The 22516-nt window shown below is 68.8% G+C and carries 20 protein-coding genes; 11 read left to right on the top strand and 9 right to left on the bottom strand.

Annotated elements, in window-relative coordinates:
• Positions 1-28: 28 nt before the first annotated feature.
• On the bottom strand, positions 29-1000 hold the full coding sequence (locus LGM89_RS22585) for an AraC family transcriptional regulator (protein ID WP_226273929.1): 972 nt from the start codon (positions 998-1000) through the stop codon (positions 29-31).
• A 94-nt stretch (positions 1001-1094) separates the two neighbouring features.
• On the opposite strand from LGM89_RS22585, the gene LGM89_RS22580 reads away from it, so the two are divergent.
• Complete coding sequence (locus LGM89_RS22580; RefSeq protein ID WP_226273928.1) at positions 1095-1925, top strand: oxidoreductase; 831 nt, start codon at positions 1095-1097, stop codon at positions 1923-1925.
• Between the two features lie 156 nt (positions 1926-2081).
• Positions 2082-2918, top strand: coding sequence for an alpha/beta fold hydrolase (locus LGM89_RS22575; RefSeq protein WP_226273927.1), 837 nt, complete (start codon positions 2082-2084; stop codon positions 2916-2918).
• 103 nt (positions 2919-3021) lie between these two features.
• Here LGM89_RS22575 and LGM89_RS22570 read toward each other — a convergent pair whose 3' ends face one another.
• Complete coding sequence (locus LGM89_RS22570) at positions 3022-3942, bottom strand: LysR substrate-binding domain-containing protein (protein ID WP_226273926.1); 921 nt, start codon at positions 3940-3942, stop codon at positions 3022-3024.
• 165 nt (positions 3943-4107) lie between these two features.
• On the opposite strand from LGM89_RS22570, the gene LGM89_RS22565 reads away from it, so the two are divergent.
• Positions 4108-4758, top strand: coding sequence for a LysE family translocator (locus tag LGM89_RS22565; RefSeq protein ID WP_226273925.1), 651 nt, complete (start codon positions 4108-4110; stop codon positions 4756-4758).
• Between the two features lie 28 nt (positions 4759-4786).
• Here LGM89_RS22565 and LGM89_RS22560 read toward each other — a convergent pair whose 3' ends face one another.
• Together LGM89_RS22560 and LGM89_RS22555 are read right to left on the bottom strand one after the other, a co-directional pair.
• Complete coding sequence (locus LGM89_RS22560) at positions 4787-5494, bottom strand: DUF3142 domain-containing protein (RefSeq protein ID WP_226274186.1); 708 nt, start codon at positions 5492-5494, stop codon at positions 4787-4789.
• Between the two features lie 16 nt (positions 5495-5510).
• Positions 5511-7676: a hypothetical protein gene (locus LGM89_RS22555; protein ID WP_089498568.1), complete on the bottom strand. Its 2166-nt coding sequence runs from the start codon at positions 7674-7676 to the stop codon at positions 5511-5513.
• A gap of 450 nt (positions 7677-8126) precedes the next feature.
• On the opposite strand from LGM89_RS22555, the gene LGM89_RS22550 reads away from it, so the two are divergent.
• The 3 genes from LGM89_RS22550 (at position 8127) to LGM89_RS22540 (ending at position 11219) form a co-directional block, all read left to right on the top strand.
• A complete protein-coding gene (locus tag LGM89_RS22550; protein ID WP_226273924.1) occupies positions 8127-9650 on the top strand; it encodes a hypothetical protein in 1524 nt (507 codons plus the stop codon).
• A 32-nt stretch (positions 9651-9682) separates the two neighbouring features.
• Complete coding sequence (locus tag LGM89_RS22545) at positions 9683-10018, top strand: hypothetical protein (RefSeq protein ID WP_069249419.1); 336 nt, start codon at positions 9683-9685, stop codon at positions 10016-10018.
• A gap of 148 nt (positions 10019-10166) precedes the next feature.
• Positions 10167-11219: a helix-turn-helix domain-containing protein gene (locus LGM89_RS22540; protein ID WP_226273923.1), complete on the top strand. Its 1053-nt coding sequence runs from the start codon at positions 10167-10169 to the stop codon at positions 11217-11219.
• A 45-nt stretch (positions 11220-11264) separates the two neighbouring features.
• Here LGM89_RS22540 and LGM89_RS22535 read toward each other — a convergent pair whose 3' ends face one another.
• A complete protein-coding gene (locus LGM89_RS22535) occupies positions 11265-12677 on the bottom strand; it encodes a 3-deoxy-D-arabino-heptulosonate 7-phosphate synthase (protein WP_226273922.1) in 1413 nt (470 codons plus the stop codon).
• A 161-nt stretch (positions 12678-12838) separates the two neighbouring features.
• Positions 12839-13600 carry a 2-keto-4-pentenoate hydratase gene (locus tag LGM89_RS22530; RefSeq protein ID WP_226206372.1) on the bottom strand — a complete coding sequence of 254 codons (762 nt, stop codon included), beginning with the start codon at positions 13598-13600 and terminating at the stop codon, positions 12839-12841.
• A 295-nt stretch (positions 13601-13895) separates the two neighbouring features.
• On the opposite strand from LGM89_RS22530, the gene LGM89_RS22525 reads away from it, so the two are divergent.
• Both LGM89_RS22525 and LGM89_RS22520 read left to right on the top strand, forming a co-directional pair.
• The gene (locus LGM89_RS22525; protein WP_089498573.1) at positions 13896-14375 is read left to right on the top strand and encodes a universal stress protein; all 480 of its coding nucleotides are present in this window, start codon (positions 13896-13898) and stop codon (positions 14373-14375) included.
• Positions 14376-14386: 11 nt separating this feature from the next.
• Positions 14387-14578, top strand: coding sequence for a DUF2964 family protein (locus LGM89_RS22520; RefSeq protein WP_089498574.1), 192 nt, complete (start codon positions 14387-14389; stop codon positions 14576-14578).
• A gap of 126 nt (positions 14579-14704) precedes the next feature.
• Here LGM89_RS22520 and LGM89_RS22515 read toward each other — a convergent pair whose 3' ends face one another.
• The gene (locus LGM89_RS22515) at positions 14705-15889 is read right to left on the bottom strand and encodes a tetratricopeptide repeat protein (RefSeq protein WP_226273921.1); all 1185 of its coding nucleotides are present in this window, start codon (positions 15887-15889) and stop codon (positions 14705-14707) included.
• Between the two features lie 300 nt (positions 15890-16189).
• On the opposite strand from LGM89_RS22515, the gene LGM89_RS22510 reads away from it, so the two are divergent.
• Positions 16190-17923, top strand: a complete 1734-nt coding sequence (locus LGM89_RS22510; RefSeq protein WP_226273920.1) for a site-specific integrase — start codon at positions 16190-16192, stop codon at positions 17921-17923.
• 153 nt (positions 17924-18076) lie between these two features.
• Here LGM89_RS22510 and LGM89_RS22505 read toward each other — a convergent pair whose 3' ends face one another.
• Entirely contained in the window at positions 18077-18643 is a 567-nt protein-coding gene (locus tag LGM89_RS22505; protein WP_089498577.1) for an SMI1/KNR4 family protein, read from the bottom strand.
• 290 nt (positions 18644-18933) lie between these two features.
• On the opposite strand from LGM89_RS22505, the gene LGM89_RS22500 reads away from it, so the two are divergent.
• Positions 18934-19257: a TfoX/Sxy family protein gene (locus LGM89_RS22500; protein WP_089498578.1), complete on the top strand. Its 324-nt coding sequence runs from the start codon at positions 18934-18936 to the stop codon at positions 19255-19257.
• Positions 19258-19346: 89 nt separating this feature from the next.
• On the top strand, positions 19347-20258 hold the full coding sequence (locus LGM89_RS22495) for a hypothetical protein (RefSeq protein ID WP_226206377.1): 912 nt from the start codon (positions 19347-19349) through the stop codon (positions 20256-20258).
• Positions 20259-20284: 26 nt separating this feature from the next.
• Here the strand turns inward: LGM89_RS22495 and LGM89_RS22490 are convergent, their stop codons facing one another.
• Positions 20285-22462 (bottom strand): DUF4132 domain-containing protein, encoded by a 2178-nt coding sequence (locus tag LGM89_RS22490; RefSeq protein WP_226273919.1) that lies wholly within the window; start codon positions 22460-22462, stop codon positions 20285-20287.
• Positions 22463-22516 lie beyond the last annotated feature (54 nt).

The following is a 22516-nucleotide window of genomic DNA, read 5'->3' as shown; positions in this document are numbered from 1 at the left end:
TGCGTTGACGGTCGCATGCCGACGCACGTCAATGCGACGACACGAACACAGCATCCTCGAAGGCTTCCGGAATCGCGAAGCTGTCGCGCATGCGCTGCGTTTCCTTCGCCGGCGTCAGGCCGAACAGGCGCTTGAATTCGCGGCTGAACTGCGACGGGCTCGCATAGCCGACCGCGTAGCCGGCCGCCTCCGCCGTCAGGTCTTCGCGCACCATCAGCAGGCGCGCCTGATGCAGCCGCGTCGACTTCAGGTACTGCATCGGCGACACCTGCGTGATCGCCTTGAAGTGACTGTGAAAGCTCGGCACGCTCATGCCGGCTGCGTCGGCCAGTTGCGGCACGTCGAGCGGTTGCGCGTAATCGGCATGGATCACGCGCAGTGACCGGCCGATCCGGCCGAACTGCCCGCGCATCGCCAGCGCGCTGCGCAACGCGCTGCCCTGCGCGCCGGTGAGCACGCGGAAATACAGCTCCCGCAGCAGGGCCGGGCCGAGCACCGCGGCGTCGAGCGGCCGGTGCATCGCCTCGACGAAACGCAGCACCGACGCATGCATCGTCGCGTCCATCGGCGTCGACATCATGCTCCTGGGCGCCTGCACGGGCTCCGCCGTCCCTTCGCGGTCGATCTGCGCCGCGAGTTCGGCGGCCAATGTGAAATCGAGGTGCAGGTACAGCGCGAGCAGCGGGCGCTCGGGCGTGGCGTCGGTTTCCATGCTGAACGGCACGGGGACGGACACCGCCAGATAGTGATGTTCGTCGTACAGATAGCGCTCGCCGCCGAAGTAGCCGCGCTTGCAGCCCTGGCACACGATCACGATGCCCGGGTCGTACAGCACCGGCGTGCGCGTCAGCGCGCGGTTCGAACGCAGGATGCGCACGCTCGGCAGCGCCGTCAGGTTGTAGCCTTCGTCGGGCGCCAGCGTGCGCAGCAGCGCCACCAGGCGCTTCCGGTCGCGCGGCGGCAGCGTCGGGGATCGGGCGGGGACGGGATCGGCGCTCATAGTTTTGTGCAAGAAAATAAGCGGAATCGGGCTTATTCGACGGGGTTCGTCAGACTAGTATGCATGCTCCAATCGACATTCGGGAGAAGCTCACATGGCATCCGGCAAGCTCATGCTCATTACCGGCGTCAGCAGCGGCTTTGGCCGCGCCCTCGCGCAGGAGGCCCTCGCGGCGGGTTACACGGTGGTCGGCACCGTGCGAAGCGCGCAGCCGGCGCAGGATTTCGACGCACTGTCCGCGCAGGCGTTCGCGCGGGTGCTCGACGTGACCGACTTCGAGCGCATCGACGGCGTCGTGGCGGACATCGAGGCGAACGTCGGCCCCGTCGACGTCCTGGTGAACAACGCCGGCTACGGGCACGAAGGGATCATGGAAGAGGCGCCGCTCGCGGAGATGCGCCGGCAGTTCGACGTGAACGTGTTCGGCGCGGTCGCGATGATGAAGGCGGTCATCCCTTACATGCGCGAACGGCGGCGTGGCCATATCCTGAACATCACGTCGATGGGCGGCCACATCACGATGCCCGGCATCGCGTACTACTGCGGCAGCAAGTTCGCGCTGGAAGGCGTGACCGAAACCGTCGGCAAGGAGCTGGCGCCGTTCGGCATCGCGGTGACGGCCGTGGCGCCGGGGTCGTTCCGCACCGACTGGGCTGGCCGCTCGATGGCGCGCACGCCGCGCTCGATCGCGGATTACGACGCGCTGTTCGATCCGATCCGCCAGGCGCGCGAAGAGAAGAGCGGCAAGCAGCTGGGCGATCCCGCGAAGGCCGCGCGGGCGATGCTCGCGGCGATCGCGGCGGACCATCCGCCCGCGCACCTGCTGCTCGGCAGCGATGCGCTGCGGCTGGTACGCGGCAAGCTGGCGGCGCTGGACGCGGAAATCCGCGCGTGGGAGGCCGTGACGGTGTCGACGGACGGTTGAAGTGCGGCGCTGGACGATCGTTCGCCCGTAGCGGGATCGTCCACGTCGTCGACATCGTCGACGGTCATTCGCAACTTGGCATCCTCGTTTAACAAACCTGTCCGATAATGGCTGCCGGCCAGTGCGCCGTTCATCCACCTCACAGGAGTCATCGCGATGCCATACGTCACCACGAAGGATCACGTCGAGATCTTTTACAAGGACTGGGGCCCGAAGGACGCGCAGCCCATCGTCTTCCATCATGGCTGGCCGTTGTCCTCGGACGACTGGGACGCGCAGCTGCTCTTCTTCGTCCAGAAGGGCTATCGCGTGGTGGCGCACGACCGGCGCGGCCACGGCCGGTCGGCGCAGGTGTCGGACGGCCACGACATGGATCATTACGCGGCGGACGCTTTCGCGGTCGTCGAGGCGCTCGACCTGCGCAATGCGGTGCACATCGGCCACTCGACCGGCGGCGGCGAAGTGGCGCGCTACGTCGCGAAGCACGGCGAGCCGGCCGGCCGCGTCGCGAAGGCGGTGCTGGTCAGCGCGGTGCCGCCGCTGATGGTGAAAACCGCATCGAACCCGGAAGGCTTGCCGATCGAGGTGTTCGACGGCTTCCGCAAGGCGCTCGCCGACAATCGCGCGCAGTTCTTCCTCGATGTGCCGAGCGGTCCGTTCTACGGGTTCAACCGCGAAGGTGCAACCGTGCATCAGGGTGTGATCCGCAACTGGTGGCGACAGGGGATGGAAGGCAGCGCGAAGGCGCATTACGAAGGCATCAAGGCGTTTTCGGAAACCGACCAGACGGAAGACCTGAAGTCGATCTCCGTCCCGACGCTCGTGCTGCATGGCGAAGACGACCAGATCGTGCCGATCGCGGATGCCGCGCTGAAGTCGATCAAGCTGCTGAAGAATGGCACGCTGAAGACGTACCCGGGCTACTCGCACGGGATGCTGACGATCAACGCGGACGTCCTCAACGCCGACCTGCTGGCTTTCGTGCAGGCGTAACAGTGTTGGCGCGGGCCCGCTTCGGCGGGCTGCGCCGCCATTGCGGGCCGGTGGCGCGCGGTCGCGCTGCCGGCCACGCGGCCGGATCACCGGCCGCTGTGGTTTAGCCCGGGCCGTTGAAGCGGATGCCCGGAAACGTCAGACGCGGGAGCCGGCTTTCCAGAAACGCCAGCAGTTCGCGCACCTGCGCGGCCTTGGCTGAATCGTCCGGCCACACGAGGTAGTACGCGTCCCCCGTATTGACGGCGGTCTTGAACGGCAGCACGAGCTGCTTCTCGTCGATGGCCGTCGCGCACAGCGCGAGATCGCCGATCGAAATGCCGTGGCCGGCAATCGCCGCCGCGATCCCCTGTTCGAGCATGTCGAACACCTGCCCGCGCGTGATGTCCACCTCGAGATCATGGCCGCTGCCCTTGAGCCAACGGCGCCAGTCGCGCCGGTCGGGCGACGGGTGGATCAGCTCGCACGCCGCCGGATTCGTGCGTGCGACCGTCGCGGTCGCTCGCGAGCACACCGGAATCAGCCATTCGTCGAACAGCTTCACGCACTGCGTGGCCTCGCCGAACTTGCCCGCGCCGAGCAGGATCGCGCAATCGTGGGATTCGCTGAAGAAATCGACGGTATCGACGTCCATCCACACGCTCGCGATCTGCACCTCGAACGCGGGCCGCGTGGCGCGAAACGCGGCCAGGGCGTCGAGCAGCCAGCGCATCGTGAGCGTGGACGGCGCCTTGAGCCGCAGCACGTCGCGTTGCGACTGGAACAGCACGCACGCTTCCTCGATCTGCCGGAAGCCGCGCCGCAGGCCCGACGCGAAGATGTGCGCTTCCGCCGTCACGGTCATTCTGGGGCCGTGCCGGACGAACAGCTTCCGGCCGAAGTACGCCTCGAGCGTCCGCACGTGCTTGCTCACCGCGCTTTGCGTGAGGCTCAGTTCTTCTGCGGCCAGCGTAAACGAGCCGGTGCGCGCGGCGCTTTCGAACGCGCGCAGCGCGTAGACAGGCGGGAGCGGTTTGGCCTTCATGGGTTTTGAACAGGAATAAAACTCATGTCATCCGGCAGGATTTTCCGTTTTTCAACGGCAGGCCGGGTACGCAATACTTCAGAAAACCGTGCAATCCGGTGCGCTGAAGCACGATGATGCCACCGTGGCGGGCACGCGCGTCAATTCACCCCACAACTTTTTGTCATGACACTTCATTACCCGCTGCTGTTCGCCTATCTCGCCGCGATCGTGCTGCTCATCGCGACGCCCGGCCCGGTCGTCATGCTCGTGGTCGGCACCGTCGCGCGGCGCGGCTTCCGCCAGGGGATGCTGACCGCGGTGGGCGCCAATGCCGCGAGCCTCGTGATGATCGCGGGGGCGATGCTGATGGTGTTCGGCGTCGTGCTCGTCAGCGAGCGCCTGTTGACCGGGTTGCATGTGGCCGGTTGCGTGTTCATCGCGGTGCTGGCCGTCCGGACGCTGCTCGGCGAATGGCGCGCCGGCCGCGTGCGTCACGGCAACGACGCCGCGCAACGCGAACCGGCGTCGCAGGCGCGCGGCTTGCCGGGCGTCGTGCGCGGCTTTCTCGTCGGCATCGCGAATCCGAAGGACCTGCTGTTCTTCGTCGCGTTCTTCCCGCAGTTCGTCGGCATCACGCCGGATTCGCGCGTGAGCCTGGCGATCCTGGCCGCCCTGTGGATCGCGGTCGATTTCACGATCCTGACCAGCTACATGGCCGCGATCAACCATCCGCTGATTCATCGCAAGCAGCGCTGGATCACGGCGTCGTCGGCGGGCGCGCTACTCGTGATTGCGCTCGCCGGGCTCGGCAGCACGATCGCGGGTGCCGCGTAAGCGGTCCCGATTGACCGCGCGAGTCACATCAGCCGTTGCGCAGGAACACGACGTAGCCGCGGAACCACGGATTCGTCGCGAGGTACGGCGGCGCGTCCCATTCGCCGCCCTGGATGATGCCGATGCGAAACGGCAACTGCAGCCGCGCGACGCGCGGCAGGTAGTCCGCATAGTCGGGGACCGTGCGGCGGCCCTGGTAGGTCTGCACGACCACCTCGTCGACGATCCCCCTGAGCTGGTTCACCTGGTCGGTATCGATGCGGCTGCTCCAGTCGAGCAGCCCGGTGATGCTGAGCCGATAGTCGGCGGGCAGCGTGTCGCGCAGCGACTGCAGGAATGCGAGGTAATCCTGCAGGTGGCGCGTGCGCGCATCGAAGTCGATCTGGATGCCAGTGATCGTGCGGCCCGACGCGCGCCAGCGCGTGAGCTGCGCGAGCATGATCTGCGTGACGCGCGGCGTCCAGCGCAGCGTATGCGCGCGATAGACGAGCCACACGCGCGCCTGCGGCGCGGGTGGCAGCGCGACGCCCTGCGCGATCACGCGGACCTGCGACTCGTCCCGCGGCGACGCCTCGATCTGCCCTTGCAGCACGTAGACGGTGCGCGCGCCGTGCACGACCGCCTGCGGCTTCACGCCTGCCCACAGCCAGAACGCGTCGTACCGCGCGGCATCGACGGTGCCGGCCAGTGCGACGCGTCCGGCCAGCAGCAGTGCGAGGCACGCCAGGCATGCGATGCGCGTCACGCGGCGCTTACCAGTAGTAGCGAAGCTTCTGCGCCCACGGGCTGCCCGCGTAGCTCGCCTTCAGCGTATCGAACCAGCGCTTGCGCACGTTCTTCGGCACGTCCTTGCCGCCGCATTCGTTGGAGCCGCCCGGTGCATAGCACTTGATCGCGCGGTAGTACGCGTAGGCGCGGTCGTTCGGGTTCGCCTGCGCATCGGCCATCACCGTCAGGTAGCTCGACATCCGCTCGTACGGTTTGCCGTCGAACTGCGACGGCCCCGCGCCGAGCGTCGGCGGAATGCGCGCGGCGGCCGTCGTCGATGCGTTGCGGATCCACAGCGGCACCGGATCGCTTTCGAGGCCGGGTGCGGGCGGGTGCAGGCGCACGAAATCGGCGAGGCAGTTCAGCCCTTTCGCATCGGCGGGATTCTGCTGGAGCGCCGTGGCGATGTCGTGCGCGGACGGGCACGTATATCCGTCATCGTTCCTCGCGCCGGCCGCGATGAACGGCTTCAGCGGATCGGCCGGCTTGCCGGACACCAGCGCGGCATCGGCGATGAACTCGGCGTAATGCGAGCGGGTGAGTTCCTTGTACAGCAGCGTGGTCAGCGCGGTGTCGCGCAGCGCGCCGCCGGTCGCCTGGTTTTGCGCCTGGGCGCGCAGCAGGTCCGCATTGGCCGAGCGTTGCAGCAGCACGGCGCGGATCGCGGCGTTCTGCACGGGCGAATCGTCGGCGAACGCGTCGTTGACGAGCCCGGCCTGCTCCAGGTTGATCGCGAGCGCGAGTTCCAGCGCTTCGCGCTGGAAGCGGAATGTCGCGAGCGGGATCAGGTCGCGCCACAGCTGGCGCGCCTTGTCGGACTGGCCGCTATCCTCCAGCGCGAACCCGCGCAGCGCCTGCTGGCTCAGGCCGAAGTAGTCGAGCGGCTCCGCGGGCGTCTGCGGCAGTAACGCGAGCGCGGCGTCCGGCTTGTGCCCGATCTGGACGTACCAGGTCGCGAGCAGGTAGTCGTAGAGCGCGGGCGCGTTCGCGAAGCGCGGCTTCTGCGCCTGCAGGTCGTCCAGCGTCAGCGGCTTGCGGTTCGAATCGCTGCTGTCCGACGTGCGCATGCGCAGCAGGTCGACGGTCGCGAGCACGGTCGGCGACTGGATCTGGCTCGCGTCGAATTCCGACCCGAACAGCAGCTTGCTGTCGAGTTCGTTCGCCAGCTGGATCAGCGGCACGTTCGACGTCGCCGGCGACCAGCGCGCGAGCGCGTGGCCGTACAGGTCGGCCTGCTGCGTCACGTTGCCGCCGAGCCATGCGACCCGCCGCAACAGCCCGTTTGCGGAGGTCGCATAGCGCCCCTGCGGGTACACCTTCAAGTAAGTGCGAAACACCGTGTTCGCGGCGTCGAGCGACACCTTCGTCACGCGGCCGCGCGTCGGCGTGGGGCTGTCGTGGTCGAACACGTTGGCCTGCGCGGCGTTCAGCTGCGCGCGCCCGGCCATGTAGAGCCCGGTTTCCTTCAGCCACGGGTTCGCGCTGTGAGAAGCGCTCGCGAAGGCCCGGGTCGCGGTGAGGAAGTCGGCGCGGTAGAACGCGTTCGTGCCGTCGAGGTACGCGGCGAACTGCTGGCCGAGTGGCGACTTGGCCGGCGGTTTGGTCCAGGCGGCACTCGCGCCGGCGGCGGCGCAGGTCTTCTGCGCGATGTCGGCACGCGCCGCGCGCAGCCGTGAGGCTTCGTCGGCGGGGAGACCGGCACCGCCCAGTGCGTCGTTGAATGCGTCGGCGCCCGAAGTCATGCTGCGGCAGATGCTGCCTTCGCCGTCGGCGTACTGGTTCGACGGCGCTTCGGCATCCGTTGCGCTGCCGGTCTTGTCGGGCTCCTTCTGCCCGATATAGATCCATCCGGAGAAGTCCATCTGGAACGGCACGATGATCTGGTGGATCCGGTCTTTCGCCGGGATGGTCTTCGGATCCGGAAACGCCTGCGCGACCTTGGCGCTGTCGACCATCATCAGCATCGCGTTGATGCGCGTGTCGTTGGCGGGGCTCAGCATCGGCACGTTGGCGCAGGAGTAGGTGGTCTGCCGGAGCGTGGTCGGCGCATAGCAGCCGTCGTCGCCGCTGGCATGGGCCGCCGGAATCCAGAACAGGCCGACCGCCAGCGCGGCGAACAGGTGGCGGTGCAGCAATGGGGTGTTGGGCATTTTTTTCTTGTGCCGGGTAGGGGGCCGCAGCGGCCGGGTCTCTCAGGTGAGGCGTTTCGCCCCGGCGCGTATCGTACCGCACCGATCGCTTCGGCCGCGAGTGCGCGCAGGCCGGCCGATCGACGCATCGAATGCGGGCCGGCGAAATGGAAGTCCACTTACTGTAGACGCAACGCCACCTTGAATCCGGATCGTCTGAATTAAGATGCAGCCGGCAGTGATGGACATCCGACGATAGACGACTTGTCGTCGTCGCTGCCCGACGGGGGGCTGCCGGAAGCGGCGTTCGTATCGATCCGCACGACGGAGTCGATCATGATTGACGGCGAGCGGCCGCCGGTTTCCATGCCTGTTCAATAGTATTGCTTATCAATAGGCCGATCGATGCGAGGCATCGTGAGGCGAACGGCAGACGAGAGTGCGCCGGCACACGAAAAGAAGAGGATTCCGATGAAACCCATTACATGGATGGTCATGGCAGTCGCGCTCGCGCTGTCCGCCTGCGGCGGCGACGACGTCGCCACGAACGGCGGCGCGTCGTCGTCGTCGTCGCCGAACACGCCCGGTTCGCCTTCCGGCCCGACGTCGCCCGGTGGCGGCTCGAACGGCGGCTCGAACGGTGGGCCGACGGGCGGCGGCGGGACGACGCAACCGCAGGCCGGCTGGTCGAAGGCTGCCGCCGTGGACGGCAAGGGGCCGGAGGGCCAGCCCAGCGTGACCATCGACGCGAGCGGCAACGCGCTCGCCACCTGGATGACCAATGGCCCGGCCGGCACGAACGGCAACGAAATGTGGGGCGCGCGCCGTGTGGCGGGCTCGGGCTGGGGCAGCGCGACGCGGCTCGACACGGGCGACGGTTCGCATGCGATGAACACGCTGACCGGCGTGCAGCCGAAACTGGTCGGCAACGCGAGCGGGCAGGCGGTCGCGTTCTGGACCGAATGGACGCCGGGCGCCAACACGTACGCGTTGTGGGCGCGCCCGTACAGCCCGGGTAGCGGCTGGGGCACGCCGGTCACGCTGGCGCCGGACATGGCCGGTTCGTCCTATTCGGCCGGCATGGACAGCCAGGGCAACGCGCTGGTCACGTGGACGCAGTCGATCAGCCTGCTCGATACGCGCATCGCGTGGACCCGCTATACGCAGGCCGGGCAGTGGTCACCGACGGCGCTGGTCCAGATGCCGGTGCAGAGCGGCCCGGACGCCGTGACCGGCGACACCGACAACGTGAGGCCGATGCTGTCGGTGCTGTCATCCGGCCGGGCGGTGCTCGCGTGGCGGCAGACCAACCATACGAAGTCGGCGCTGTGGACGGCCACGTACGACGCGACCAACGGCTGGACCAACGTCAACCCGGTCGTCTCGAACTCGAGCCTGTTCACGACGATCATCTCGCCGGTCGCCGGCATGGACGCGAAGGGCAACATCACGCTGGTTTGGGGGCAACTCGACGTGACGGGCGGCAAGCTCTACAACGCCACGATGTCGCAGCGCTATGTGTCCGGAACCGGATGGCAGCCGGCCCAGCCGGTCGCCCCGGCGATCGTGGTGCCCACGGGCTTCATCGCGACGCCGATGCTGACCGTCAACGAAAACGGCGTGGCCGCCGCGATGTGGGCGGAAGGCGGCGCGGTGCTGCAGGCGAGCGTGTCGGATGCCAGCGGAAACTGGGGGCCGCTGCAGAAGCTGACGGAACACCTGAACGGGGCGGCGCTTCAGTACCCGCCGCTGGTGATCGACCCGGCCGGCAACGTGACGGTCGCCTGGGAGGACACGGGCACGCCGAACGCGTCGGTCCTCCTCGTGGGCGGCTACCGCAACGGCGCATGGAGCACGTCGACCGCGGATCCGCAGGATGGAACGTGGCCGGCGCTGGCCGTCAACGCGGCGGGGGCGATGGCGCTCGTCTGGCAGGGGTTCGCCGCGAACATCGGCAGCCAGATCCAGTCCAGTTTTTATACGCCGGGCTCGTAATCGTGTCGCGTCGGGCATTCGAAGGAGAAGCCATGAAGCAAGTCTTGCAGTGCACCGTTGTTACCTTGCGGACCGCGCTGGGCGCGGCGGCCGCCGGCCTCGTGTTGTCCGCGTGCGGTTCGACGCAGATGAACATGGTCGACGTGCAGACGTCGACCGCGAAGACGCTCGGCCTCGCGTCGTCGGACGAGATCACGATTGCCAACGTGCAGTACGGGAAGAAGGACGGGCTGGGTGGCCAGAAGGTGGGTTACGACGCGACGACCGGCAAGGGGCGGCGTTTCGGCTGTACGGTGTTCATGATTCCGGGGCTCACGCCGATCGATCGGCCGACGTACAACAACTGGGAATGCCATCCGCAACGCTGATGGCCGCGAGATCGACGGCGCCCGTCGCAGGGCGCCGGTCGGCCGCTTCTGTGGACGACATGCCGCGCGGGCCTTGCGCCGACGCAATTTGGTCCGATAATCGACGAACCGATCTATCCTCTCGTGTCGGCTCGATAAAAAAACTGTCATGGATCAAGCGGCATTCGTCCCTGTTTTCAAGTTTCGCACGATCGACTACCCCGAACAGGACCGATTCCACGTCTGGGTCAAGGACATGCTGTGCGACTACCGTCTCGATGACGACGGCGGCCACGGCGTGTTCGACGCGGAAGCGAGCGGCGCGGCGCTCGGCCCGCTGATCCTGTCGGGCCGGCAATGGCGGTCGCGCGCACCGGCCTATCGGGTCAATCGCACCACGCGGCGAATCCGGCTCGACGGCCAGGACTCGATCCGCTTCACGCTGCTGCTCGGCGGGCGGCTGGCCAGCCACACCGGCGGGCCCGAACTGGTCAAGCGCGCCGGCGACGTGTTCGTCTACGACGTCGCGCAGGTCAACGACTGCCGGGTCGAGGCCGGCGACGTGATCAGCCTGGTCGTGCCGAGGTACCTGCTGCCGAGCCATGCCGCACAGGCGCACGGCCAGACGCTGACGAGCGGCGTGGGGCGGCTGCTCGGCGACCACATGCTGTCGCTGTTCCTCAACCTGCCGACTCTGCGCACGCACGAGATCCCGAGCATCGTGCAATCGACGTTGCTGCTGCTGGCCGCGGCCATTTCACCCACCACGCAGGCGCTGAACGACGCACGCGGCCCGATCGACGGGGCGCTGGCCGAGCGGGTCCGGCGCTACATCGACGTGCATCTGCTGGAGCCCGACCTCGATCCCGACCGGATCTGCCGTGACATCGGCGTGTCGAGAGCGCGGCTCTACCAGCTGTTCAAGGAAGACGGCGGCGTGATGCGGCAGATCACGCGCCGGCGGCTGCGCCATGCATACCACGTGCTGGGCGACCCGCAGCGCCGGCATCGGCGCATCGCGGAAATCGCGTGGGCGCACGGCTTTCCCGACGAGAAGTATTTCCACCGGCTGTTCAAGGCGGAGTTCGGCCACACGCCGAAGGAAACGCTCGAATGCGCGACCGCGCCGGTGCTGCTGCCATGCGATGCGGCCGAGGATCGATGGGCGGACGGCGGCCGCCTGACAGGATGGACGTTGCCGTTCGGCGTGCTCACCAACTGAGCGGGCGGGGCACGCCGGCCGCCGCACGGCGGTTCATGTCGTGCGTCACGCGTACGCGCTGCTCGCCACACCGCCTTCATCGACATCGTCGATCGCGGCCCGCCAGTCGTCGATCGCCACCATCAGCTCGCGCACCTGCCGCAACGACGGGTACTGGTGCAGCACCGCGTGCCATTGCGGTAGCGTCAGCAGCGCGTGCCAGACCACACCGAGGCCGCCCGGATCGGCATCCGGCCGCTGCGCGAGCGCGCTCGCGTATTCGAGGCTCGCCTGCGCCGACAGCAGCTGCATCCGGCTGGCGGCGCCCAGCAGGCGCGGCGTCGTGTCGGCGGACGCATCGCAGCAATAGAGCACTTCGCGTGGCAGCGTCGCTTCATCGGTCGTCAGCGCGCGCAGCGACGCGCCGTGCACGCGCACCGTGCCCTGGTGCGTCTCGAACGCATAGAGCGTGTCCGGGTCGGCCTGCGCGAGCAGGTTCAGGCCGCGCAGCAGCCGCGGCAGATCGGTCGTCGCGGCATCCGCGGATGCTTTCGCTTCGACGAGGAAGCGCACGTTCCACACGGGCACCGGGTCATCGCCGCGCGGGCGTTCGAGCAGGATCGCGTCCCATTCGGTTTTCGCGCGATCGTGGCGGCCCGGAATCGATGACGGCACGCGCATCGACGTCACCACCCGGTACGTGCGGCGGGCGTCGACGGCGTCGAGCCGGCGCGCCAGCGCGTCGAGCGCCTGCGCGGCCAGCGCTTCGACGGCCGCGCCGCGCTGCTGCGACGCGACGCCTTGCGCGACGGCGACGGTGCTGCCTTCGAGCGGGCCCTGGCGTACCCAGAGCGCCCGGTAGCGACGCACGTGCTCGTCCGATGCCAGTGCGTCGACGCGCAGCAGGCGTTCGAGCGCGGCGCTGTCTTTCAGCTTGACGATGTCCTGCTCGAACGCGGCGTCGGTCGCCATGTCGGGCAGCGCGAGCAGGTGCAGCAGCGTGTCGTGCAGGTCGGCCCACGACGCGGCGGTGGCGGCCGCATGCAGCCGCGCGAGCCCGTCGCGTTGCCAGGGGCGGGCGCTGCGCTCGAGCTTGGCCGGGTGCGCGATCGCGTTGACGGCCGAGTGCAGCGCGCGACGGTCCTGCTCGGCGTGCGCGGACAACGACGCGTATTCGCGCACGCTCGGCGCATCGTGCCGCAGCACCGCGGCCTGAAAGGCGGGATCGCCGGCGTGCGTGTCCATTGCATCGCGGATCATCCGCGCGAGGGCGTCGATGAAGCGCTGCCGCAGTGCCGCGTCGGGCGTCTGTCCGTCGCTTTGCATCCGGCGCGCTGCCTCGATCACGATTGCGAGCGTGGCGGCCGGGTTCGCGGCATCGGCCGGCGACAGCGTGCTGTCGAGCGGCGGCAGCCGGTAGCGGCGTGCGACGGTGCGCAGGGTTTCGTCGAGCAGGGCGGGAAGCGGTGTCAGCGACATGGTCGGTATCGGCTTGAAGGCGATGCGCGTGCCCGGGGTTGGGGGAGTGAAGTGGTGGACGCGATGATGTGCAACGTTATCACGCCGGGTCGGTCGGCACGACGGCGCAGGCGTCCCTGGGCGTCAGCGATCAGCGCAACCGCTCCCGCCCACCCCACGCATCACGCCGTCAACGTCACCGACAGGCTGCCGAGTTCGCCGAAGCGCACCGTCAGCGCATCGCCGAGCGGCACGTCGATCGCGCCGGCGTACGAACCGGTCGTCACGATCTGTCCGGCGCGCACGGCGTCGCCGCGCGACGCGAGGAAATTGACGAGCCACACCAGCGGCTTCAGCGGATCGCCGTCCGGATGGCGGCCGTCGATCGCGCGGTTCAGTGCGCCTTCGAACGACAGCGCGAGCGTCTCGAGCGGCACGTTCAGCCCGTCGGGCACGACCGGGCCGACGCACAGCCCCTGGTTGAATTGGCCGTCGGCCAGCAGCTCGAACTTCGACGCGCGCGTGGGCTCCGCATAGCGGCAACCGAGCACTTCGAGCACGATGCGCACTTCGCGGATCGCGTCGCGCACGTGCTGTTCGTCGTAAGGCTGTTCGCGCGCAGGCAGGTCGCGATCGAGCACGAATGCGATTTCCGGTTCGATCCGCACGATCGGGCCGCCGACGACGCGGTACGGCGCATCGGCCTCGCGGATCGTCGATGCGAAGATCGGCGCGAGGATCACGCGGTCGGGCGGCGGCAGCGCGCATTTCCAGCCGCCGACGGGTTCGCCGAGCAGGTCGGCCACGCGCTGCTGGATCGCGAGGGCGGTCTCGACGTTCTCGGGGCGTAGCGCATCGGGCAGCAGCGGGCCGGGCGAGCCGGCATGGCGGGCGGCGACGAGATGCTGGGCGGCGCCGTCCACGCGTTCGGTAGTCGTTGTCATGTCGGTTGAGCGAGTTGAAAGTGGGCCGGCAAATAAGGGCCGGACGAAAGTCGCACATTCGATGATAGCGCTTTCGGCACGATGACCGCTCGATCGCACCGCTTCGGCTGTTGTGTCAGCCGGGTTCGCGACCTGGCCGCAAGCGAGCGGTATCGGCATCGCGTCGCGACGCTTTGCCGCACGGACGTCCGCCGGTCGACCTTGATCGCCGTCAACATTCGAACCCGCCATCCGCCGATGATGGTGACAAGGCCGCGCGATCGGACGCGTGGCCACTCACCCCAGCGAGGTTCGCATGTACGAGAAGATCATGGTGGCCGTCGACGGCAGCGCTTCGTCGAAGCAGGCGCTTGCCGAGGCAGTGAAGGTCGCGTTGGCAGGCGACGCACACGTCAGCGTCGTGTATGTGGTGGACAAGTCGGTGCTGTTCACTTACGCGGGCCGTTTCGATCCGCACGCACTGGTCGAGGAGATCCGCGACGACGGGCGCAAGGTGCTGCGCGAAGCCGAGCAGATCATCGCGCTGGCCGGCGCGAAGGGCGAGGCCGAACTCGTCGAGACCGAAAGCATCGGCGAGGACATCGCGGAGCGCCTGCAGCGCTACGTGAAGGAAGGCGGGTTCGATCTCGCGGTGGTCGGCACGCATGGGCGGCGCGGAATCCGGCGCGTGCTGCTCGGCAGCGTCGCGGAGCGCTTCGTGCGCGGCTCGAAGTGCCCGGTGCTGCTGATTCGCGGCGACGATCACGACGTAGCGGCCGCCGCCGCGGCTGCCTGACGCGGCGCGCGATGATCCGCCGCCAGTCCCGCATCGTCGTCGCGGCGATCGCCGTGTTCGTGTCGCTCGCGGGGATGATGGCCGTCGTGTCGGGGCTGCTGTTCGACAACGCGATGGCGCTGCGCGGCGGCGCGATCGCGCTGGTCGTCGGCGTGGCCGGCTTCGTCGTGATGCTCAATCCGGGCGCGAAGGGCGAGGAGTGACGGAAGCGCGCGTGGCCGGCCTCGTCCGGTGAAGGTGCCGGACACGGCCGGCCACCGCGCTCCACGCGCCCCGCGACAGCCGCTGCAGCGCCAGGCATCCGCTTGCGTGTCCGCTCGCGTCGCCGGCTATTCGCTTGCCGTACCCGGCGCCTTCGCGCCATCCTGCCCGAGCGGGATCGCCAGCCGTTTCAACGTCTCCGCCAGATCGGCGTTCTCCGGCTGAGCCTGCCGCGCCTGCGCGAACGCCTCGCGCGCTTCATCCCGGCGCGCCAGCTTCCACAGCACTTCACCCTTATGCGTCAGCCCGCTTGCATAGGCTTCGCGCGCATCCTTGTCGATGTCGCCGTCCTTCGCGAAGATCGCGATCGAGCGGTCGAACCACGTCAGCGCGTCGTCGTTGCGACCAAGGCGATACAGTGCCCAGCCCTTGCTGTCGAGCGCATACGCGTCGTCCGGCGATTTCGCCAGGCGCGTATCGATCATCGCCATCGCACGATCGATCTTCAGGCCGGCATTGACGAGGTCGTAACCGACCGTGTTCAACATGCGATCCGTGAAATTGCCCACATCGAGCGCGGTGTCGATGCGGCCTTCGTCCCGTTCGGCAATCGCCAGCGCGACCATCTTGGCCGCGATCTGTTGCCGGAGTGCTCGGCCGAGATGCTGGCCGTCGGCGACCAGGCTGCCGAGGTACTGCGTGTAGAGATCGGGCGCGCCCGGATTGCCGGCACTGTTGGCGATGTTCGTGGCGGGCCCTGCGCACCAGTCGGTGTCCGCGGGCACGCGCAATACCGTGGGGTGCAACCAGAGCTTGCGGTCCTCGTGCGATTGCGCGAAGACGGTATAGCCGTTGGCGTCGATCTGTCCGCAGGCCAGATACGCGCCCGTCACGTCGAGTACGTACGAGTAATGGCCGTAGGGTCGCCCCGTATCGATGTCGATCACGCGGAACGTTCCGCCCATGTCGCCTTCGCCGACGATGGGCTGAAGCGCCCACTCACGCTCGGGATGACGGGCGGGCAGGCGGATCCGCGCCGTGCGTCCGGCGGCGTCGGTCGTGCCGAACACGACGCTTTCGCCGCCTTTTTCATGAGGCGGCAGCCCCGCGATCGCCTGCCCGGGCAGCAGCAGCCGGTAGCGCGCATTCGGCAGCGGCTGGTGCGTGACGGGGTCGCGCAGCACGAACCGGTGAACGTAAGCCCCGGTTCCGAGCGACGCGGTCGGTGCGACGTAGGTGCGTGCGTAGGCGACGGGCAGGGCGGCGCAGCTCAAGGCCGCGGCAACGAGCGCGGCGAGAAGGCGGGATGTCATGGAATTACGGTTCTTGTTGGTAATGGCGTGATTGACGACGGCCGGAATTGCATTGGACGAGCCACGCAGCCTTTGATATCCGGCTGCGCATTCCGATTCGGATGGCCGGATCGTCCAGCGCAGTTCAACGCGGAACCCGCCCGTCGCAACGTGATGCGAAGAAGCGGCAGACGAATGACGCGGGAATGCAGTGCGGAGCATAGCAGGCCGTGTCGAGCGTCACGCTCGTGAACGCGCCTCACGCCCGACACGCCGCGTACGACGTATCCGGCCGCGCGCGCTTCTGTCAAACTCGCGGTCATGAAACCGCGCCTCGCCTCACCGCCTTCCTCCGATTCCACCCCTGCGCCCGCAGGCTTTCCCGATGCCGACGAACTGGCCGCGCTGCGTGCGTGGTACGCGGGCATGACCGTGCGCCAGGCCGTCGAGCGCTACCTGCCCGATCGGCTCGGCGAAGGGCGCTCGGCGCGCGGCGTGATCGGCGGCATTCGCCGCCGCCTTGTGCGCGTCGCGCGGCAGGTGGGCCGGCCCGATCTCGCGGAGCGGCTCGGTCATCCCGACGGGGAGCGTATGCGGGAAGCGAAGGCGGCCGCCGAAGCGATCGGCCTGCTGCGTCATGCGCGTGCGCCGGTCCCGCAGATCAGCGACGACGTCGGCCTGTGGCTGCCCGCGCGTGCGGTCGGCGCGCTGCGTGCGCACGGGATCGCGACGCTCGCCGATCTCACGGTGCGGATTCCGCGGCGGCGCCAGTGGTGGCGTGCGATCGCGGGCCTCGGCATGGCCGGTGCGCGGCACATCGAGGCGTTTTTCGCCGCGCATCCGGCGCTGACCGAACGGGCGCGCGCGCTGATCGCGGCGACGCCGCGCGGCGCCATCGTGCCGTGGGAGCAGCTGAAGCTGCCGCACGAGGTCGACGGATCGGCCGGCACCTTCCGCGCGCCGCGCGCGACCAGCACGCTCGATGCCGACAACGATTACGCGGCCGTGCATGCGTGGCTGTCGCTGCACGAATCGGCCGCGACGCGGCGGGCGTACCGGAAGGAGGCCGAGCGGCTGATCCTGTGGGCGATCGTCGAGCGCGGCCGCGCGCTGTCGTCGCTGACGACCGAGGATGCGGTCGCGTATCGCGCGTTCGTGCGGCGCCCGACACCGCACGAGCGCTGGGTCGGGCCCGTGCGGCCGCGCAGCGCGCCCGACTGGCGGCCGTTCTCGGGTGCGCTGTCGGCGCGCTCGGCCGCCTACACGCTGTCGGTGCTCGGCGCGCTGTTCCGCTGGCTGATCGAGCAGCGCTACCTGCTCGCGAATCCGTTCGCGGGCGTCAAGGTGCGCGACACGCGCGGCCCGAACGCACTCGACACGTCGCATGCGTTCACCGAAGGCGAGTGGCTGCTCGTGCGCACGATCGCCGACGGGCTCGAGTTCCGCAAGGGCACGCCGGCCGCGCCGCAGTCGGGCTGGACGCCGGCCGCCGCGCAACGGCTGCGCTTCATTCTCGATTTCGGCTATGCGACCGGGCTGCGCGCGAGCGAGCTGGTCGGCGCGACGCTCGGCGACATCGAGACCGATGCGCACGGCGACGCGTGGCTGAAGGTGATCGGCAAGGGCAGCAAGGCGGCGCGCGTCGCGCTGCCGCCGCTTGCACGCACGGGGCTCGACCGTTTCCTGGTCGCACGCCGGCTGCCGGTCACGCCGTCGCGCTGGCGGCCCGACACGCCGCTGATCCCGAGCCTCGCGGAAGACGGTGCGGCCGCGATCACGAGCGTGCGGCTGTGGAAGGTGATGCAGCGCTTCTTCGCGCAGACGGCCGATCAGGTCGATGCCGACAACCCGGCGCTCGCGCAGAAGTTGCGGCAGGCCAGCCCGCACTGGATGCGTCATACGCATGCGACGCACGCGTTGGCGCGTGGCGCGGAGTTGACGACCGTGCGCGACAACCTGCGCCATGCGTCGATCTCGACGACGTCGATTTACCTGCATGGCGACGACGTGAAGCGGGCGCGGCAGATGTCGAGCGCGTTCGCGGCTGACAAGTAACGGCGTCTTGCCGATCGGGCAGGGGCTGCCTGTGCGTCGTCAAGACGCCCGTCGGCCTGCGTCCGGTTGCGCAAGATGCTGCGCCGCGCCGTCGACACTGCGTTCGTAGGCGGGCGCCGGCGCGCGACATGTCGCGCCGCTTTCACCCGCGGCTCAATCACCGGCCGGATCGTCACGCTCCGCCGCCACGCGGGCGAGCCATTCCGCAAAACTCGATGCGATCCGTTCGCGCTGCTCGTCGTCATGCCAGACCCGGATCACCTGCCCGACCGTGCCGCCTTCCGCGGGATCGAGGTCGACGCACAGATGATTGCCGCTGCCGTCGTGCGTGAACGGAATCCACTTGAGGTTGTACCAGTCGTCGCGGATGCCGGCGGCGGGGTCGGACGTCATGTCGTCGAAGTCGCCGCCGGAAACGAGCTTGTTCCAGATCGACCATTGCGCGCCGATCTCGTGTGCGCTCAGCATGGCATCGCCTTCGGCGAAGACGGCGTCCGGATCGGCTTGTCCGTCGTGCAGCCGGAGGCTTTCCAGCAGGTCGTCCGGCAGCGTCGTGCCCAGCGCGGCATGCAATGCGGCGATCGCGTGCCCCGGGGCCGGTCCGTTGAGTCCGCCGGGCAGGCGTGCCGGATCGGCGGCGATCCAGCCTTCGATCCGTTTCCACGATTCGCGAACGGCGGGGACGGTTGCGCCGGCAATGGATGTGTAGGGTACGTTCATCGGGTTCCTTGCAGAGATGCTTCGGGGCGCACCGCGATTCGGTGGGCTGGCCCGTGCCGCTCTCCCGGCACGTCGGCGAAGCACATTTTTTGTGAAGCGCTATTGGACGATTCACCGCGCGGTAATGCAACTGTCAGGGATATCAGGAGGGGACGGGCGATTGCGATGGGACGTGCGTGACCGGAATGCTCACGCCGCTTTCCAACGGATGATGCCCCGCAGCGCATCTGCCAATCAGGCGGAACGGTCGGCCACCCGCTGCGGTCATAAACGTTTTCAAAGGAACAGCGATGGCATCGAGCCAAGGCACAGTCGATTTCATCGTCGAGCAGATGGCGGCGGCCGGCACGGTATCGGCGCGCAAGATGTTCGGCGAATACGGCATTTATTGCGACGGCAAGATGGTCGCGCTCGTCTGCGACGATCGGCTGTTCGTCAAGCCGACGGCCGAAGGCCGCGCGTTTCTCGGCACGTGCGAAGAAGGTTCGCCGTATCCGGCCGCGAAGCCGCACCTCGTCATCGCCGGCGAGCGCTGGGACGATCGCGAATGGCTGTCGGCGCTGATCCGGATCACGGCCGCGCAGTTGCCGGTGCCGGTGAAGCGGAGCCGATAACGGCGCGTTCGCATGCGATGTTGCGCTGCGGCCAGGCGTATTCTGTGACACATGTGCGCGACCATCGCGCATCCGGTGGGAGCACAAGAATGAAGACATCCGGACATCCGCGCGGCACGCGGCTTGCTCGCCGCGCCCGGCACGCGCTCGTCGCGGCCCTGTGCGCGGGCTGGAGCGCGCTGTCGTTCGGCGCGGACGACGCGGCGACACTGCTCGAGCGGTACCGCAGCCTCGGCCCGCAACTGAAGGACAACGCGTTTCACCGGCCGCTGGTCCTGGAATCGGCGGAAGCGTCGTCGTCGCTGAAGGGCGACATCTACGCGGTGGTCGACTATCCGTATGCGGTGGTGAGCGGCCAGCTCGACGATCCCGCCCAGGGCCCCGCGAACTGGTGCGCGGTGCTGATCCTGCACCTGAACACGAAGTATTGCCACGCGTCGACCGGCAGCAACGGCCCGGTGCTCGACGTGAACCTCGGCCGCAAGATCCAGCAGAAGCTGCCGGACACCTACCGCGTGCAGTTCCGCTATCGCGCGGCGGCCGCGACGCCCGACTATTTCCAGGTCGACCTGACCGCCGACAGCGGGCCGATGGGCACGAAGGATTACCGGATCGCGCTGGAGGCCGTGCCGGTCGGCGCGTCGCGCACGTTCCTGCATCTGACGTATTCGTATGGCTTCGGCACGGTGGGCCGGATGGCGATGAAGACCTACCTCGCGACCGTCGGCAGCGAGAAGGTCGGCTTCACGACCGTCAGCGGCGGATCGGCCGCGCAGCCGCAGTACGTCGGTGGCGTGCGCGGGCTGCTGGAGCGCAACACGATGCGCTACTACCTCGCGATCGACACGTATCTCGCGACGCTCGACAAGCCGCTCGACCAGCGCCTCGCGCGCTGGTTCGACGCGACCGAGCAGTATCCGCAGCAATTGCACGAGGTCGAGCGCGGCGCCTATCTGCAGATGAAAGCGCAGGAGGTGCAGCGGCAGCAGGCGGCGCGGTAGGCGGTGCATGCCGCCGCATCGCCGCCTCAGTCGAGCAACCCCGCGACCACATCGACGATCCGCTGCAGCAGCGCTTCGTCATAAGGCAGCCACGGCACCGCGCGCAGCGGCGACGGCGGCGGTTCGATCGAAGGTTCGACGGGTTCGCCGTCGCGCATCACGCGCCCGGTCGCGCAATGCACCGACCACGCGCCGACGCGCACATGGCGATCGTCGAGCGTCACCCGGCCTTGCGCGATCGGTTCCGCGAACACGAGCGCGAGCACCTGCTTGCGATGCCGCGCCATCGCGCCGAGCGGCAGGTCGGACAGCCGGTGCAGGCGCTGCGCGCGCGCGTTTCGCGCGGCGCGCTGGCGCACCGGGTCCGCCGGCGTGTCGGCCGCGCGCGTCGCTTCATCGTCGAGCGCGAAGGCGGCGACGCTGACGAGCAGGTCGACCGCGCGCGCCACTTCCGAGAACACGACGGGATCGATTTCGCCGATCGGCGCGGCCATCCAGCGCCGCTCGAGCCTGCGTTCGACGTGCAGCCGGCCCGACGTGCCCTGGCCGTCCGTGCCGGGAAAGAGCCGCGCGGCGACGCTGAAGGTCGCGCGCACGTCGCCGAACTCGCGTGCAAGGCCGTCGTCGTACGCGCGGATCGACCAGCCTTCGCGGCGTGCGACGCCGAGCAGCGGGCGGCTCGCGAGGACATGACCTTCGAACATCGCGGAATGACTGATCGCGGTGTCTTCGTCGGCAGGCACGTAGAACTCGCGGAACGCCTGCCGAACGGGCTGCCGGATCGCACGGCCGACGATCGCGCGCTGCCACGCGAGCCGCTCGTCCGCATCGGCCAAGAGCGGATGCCAGAGCCGGATCTCGCTGTCGGCATCGAGTTCGCACGCCGCGCCGGCGGCGTTGCGCAGCACGACCTTGCCCTTCGCGATATCGGGCATGAACGAAACGGTCGCGCCGTCGCGCGCGCGTGCCTGCCAGATCGTGCGGGTCGAGAACGCGGCGCCGGCCGGCGCATCGACGAGGCGCTCGCGCCATTCGGCATGGCCGAGCGTCATCGACTGCCAGAAACCCGCTTCCATGCAGGTGGCGAGCATCGTGAGCTGCTTCTTGTCGGGCTTCGCGTCGAGTGTCATGCGCAGCGCGGTGTGCGGCCGTTCGCCGAGCGCGCGTTCGGCGGGCTTCAGGTTACGCGCGAGCTTCTTCTGCACGCCCGCGTGGCGCACGGTGGCCAGCGCATCGCGCAGCGCACGCACGCTCTCGGGTGTCGGGATCGTCTCGACCGCATGGCCGAGCGCGATCGCAAGCGATTGCGACGGCGCGGTTTTCGCGGCGGTCGGCGCGACGCACACGCCGGTCAGCAGCGGCCCGATCAGCGGGGGGAGCCACGGCGCGTCGCGATAGGCCGCGACGCGCGCCGCGCGCGCGACGACCTGCGCGTCGTCGGTCGTGAACGCGCGATCGGCCTGATAGGGGACGTCACCCGCGTGAATCGCGGCGACGTGCCGCGCCGCTTCGGTCAGCGTGTCGCGCGCGAAGTCGACGTAAGCGGGCTCCTCCGCGAGCGTGGCGGCCGGATCGTCGGCGTTGAACCACAGCCGCTTCGGCGCGAAATAACCGTCGTTCGTCGCGGCCAGCGCGAGCAGCGCCGCCGGCCCGAGTTCGGGCAGCACGTCGAGCTCGCGCACGCGAAACGGGGAATCGGCATTCGACTGCGCATACGCATCGCGCACGGCCGTGATGTCGCGCCGGCCGGCGAACGAATGGAGCGCATATTCGCCGTACACGGAGAGTCGTTGCAGGCCGTCGTTCTGCGGTTCGCCGAGGATGCGCGCGAGTTCGGCCTGCAGTGCGGGCGCGGGCAGCGCGTCGAGACACGACAGTTCCTGTATCGCGCGCTGCCACGCGCCGGCCGGAATGTCGCGGAACAGTTCGAGCGCGGCTTCGGCATCGACGAGCGGCGCGAGCTCGAGTGCGTCGATCTGGGTGCGTAGCCAGCGTGCGAATTCGGCGCGCGGATCGTCGTACGCGTAGTCGTGCTGCGCGACGTGTTCCTCGGTGCGGCGCAGCGCCGGCCACACCGCGCCGAGCGCGTGCGCGTCGAGCGTCGACAGGTCGAGCGGCGCGCCGGTGAAGCGCGGGTGGTCGGCGCTGCCGGTCAGTCGAGCGACGAGCGGGTCGACGATGGGCGGGCGGACAGATTGGGTCATGATGTTCGGCGGCCTTCGCGTGGCGGCATCGGATCGTCTTGGGTGGTGTTTGGC

It is taken from the genome of Burkholderia sp. AU31624, from assembly GCF_020420065.1.
Taxonomy (GTDB): Bacteria; Pseudomonadota; Gammaproteobacteria; order Burkholderiales; family Burkholderiaceae; genus Burkholderia.
Note: the sequence above shows the minus strand (reverse complement) of the source record. Positions and strands in the feature narration are given on the sequence as shown.

Coding starts and splice junctions, on each gene's coding strand:
- LGM89_RS22585 (WP_226273929.1), bottom strand. CDS start 1,000: ATGAGCGCCGATCCCGTCCCCGCCCGATCCCCGACGCTGCCGCCGCGC.
- LGM89_RS22580 (WP_226273928.1), top strand. CDS start 1,095: ATGGCATCCGGCAAGCTCATGCTCATTACCGGCGTCAGCAGCGGCTTT.
- LGM89_RS22575 (WP_226273927.1), top strand. CDS start 2,082: ATGCCATACGTCACCACGAAGGATCACGTCGAGATCTTTTACAAGGAC.
- LGM89_RS22570 (WP_226273926.1), bottom strand. CDS start 3,942: ATGAAGGCCAAACCGCTCCCGCCTGTCTACGCGCTGCGCGCGTTCGAA.
- LGM89_RS22565 (WP_226273925.1), top strand. CDS start 4,108: ATGACACTTCATTACCCGCTGCTGTTCGCCTATCTCGCCGCGATCGTG.
- LGM89_RS22555 (WP_089498568.1), bottom strand. CDS start 7,676: ATGCCCAACACCCCATTGCTGCACCGCCACCTGTTCGCCGCGCTGGCG.
- LGM89_RS22550 (WP_226273924.1), top strand. CDS start 8,127: ATGAAACCCATTACATGGATGGTCATGGCAGTCGCGCTCGCGCTGTCC.
- LGM89_RS22545 (WP_069249419.1), top strand. CDS start 9,683: ATGAAGCAAGTCTTGCAGTGCACCGTTGTTACCTTGCGGACCGCGCTG.
- LGM89_RS22540 (WP_226273923.1), top strand. CDS start 10,167: ATGGATCAAGCGGCATTCGTCCCTGTTTTCAAGTTTCGCACGATCGAC.
- LGM89_RS22535 (WP_226273922.1), bottom strand. CDS start 12,677: ATGTCGCTGACACCGCTTCCCGCCCTGCTCGACGAAACCCTGCGCACC.
- LGM89_RS22530 (WP_226206372.1), bottom strand. CDS start 13,600: ATGACAACGACTACCGAACGCGTGGACGGCGCCGCCCAGCATCTCGTC.
- LGM89_RS22525 (WP_089498573.1), top strand. CDS start 13,896: ATGTACGAGAAGATCATGGTGGCCGTCGACGGCAGCGCTTCGTCGAAG.
- LGM89_RS22520 (WP_089498574.1), top strand. CDS start 14,387: ATGATCCGCCGCCAGTCCCGCATCGTCGTCGCGGCGATCGCCGTGTTC.
- LGM89_RS22515 (WP_226273921.1), bottom strand. CDS start 15,889: ATGACATCCCGCCTTCTCGCCGCGCTCGTTGCCGCGGCCTTGAGCTGC.
- LGM89_RS22510 (WP_226273920.1), top strand. CDS start 16,190: ATGAAACCGCGCCTCGCCTCACCGCCTTCCTCCGATTCCACCCCTGCG.
- LGM89_RS22505 (WP_089498577.1), bottom strand. CDS start 18,643: ATGAACGTACCCTACACATCCATTGCCGGCGCAACCGTCCCCGCCGTT.
- LGM89_RS22500 (WP_089498578.1), top strand. CDS start 18,934: ATGGCATCGAGCCAAGGCACAGTCGATTTCATCGTCGAGCAGATGGCG.
- LGM89_RS22495 (WP_226206377.1), top strand. CDS start 19,347: ATGAAGACATCCGGACATCCGCGCGGCACGCGGCTTGCTCGCCGCGCC.
- LGM89_RS22490 (WP_226273919.1), bottom strand. CDS start 22,462: ATGACCCAATCTGTCCGCCCGCCCATCGTCGACCCGCTCGTCGCTCGA.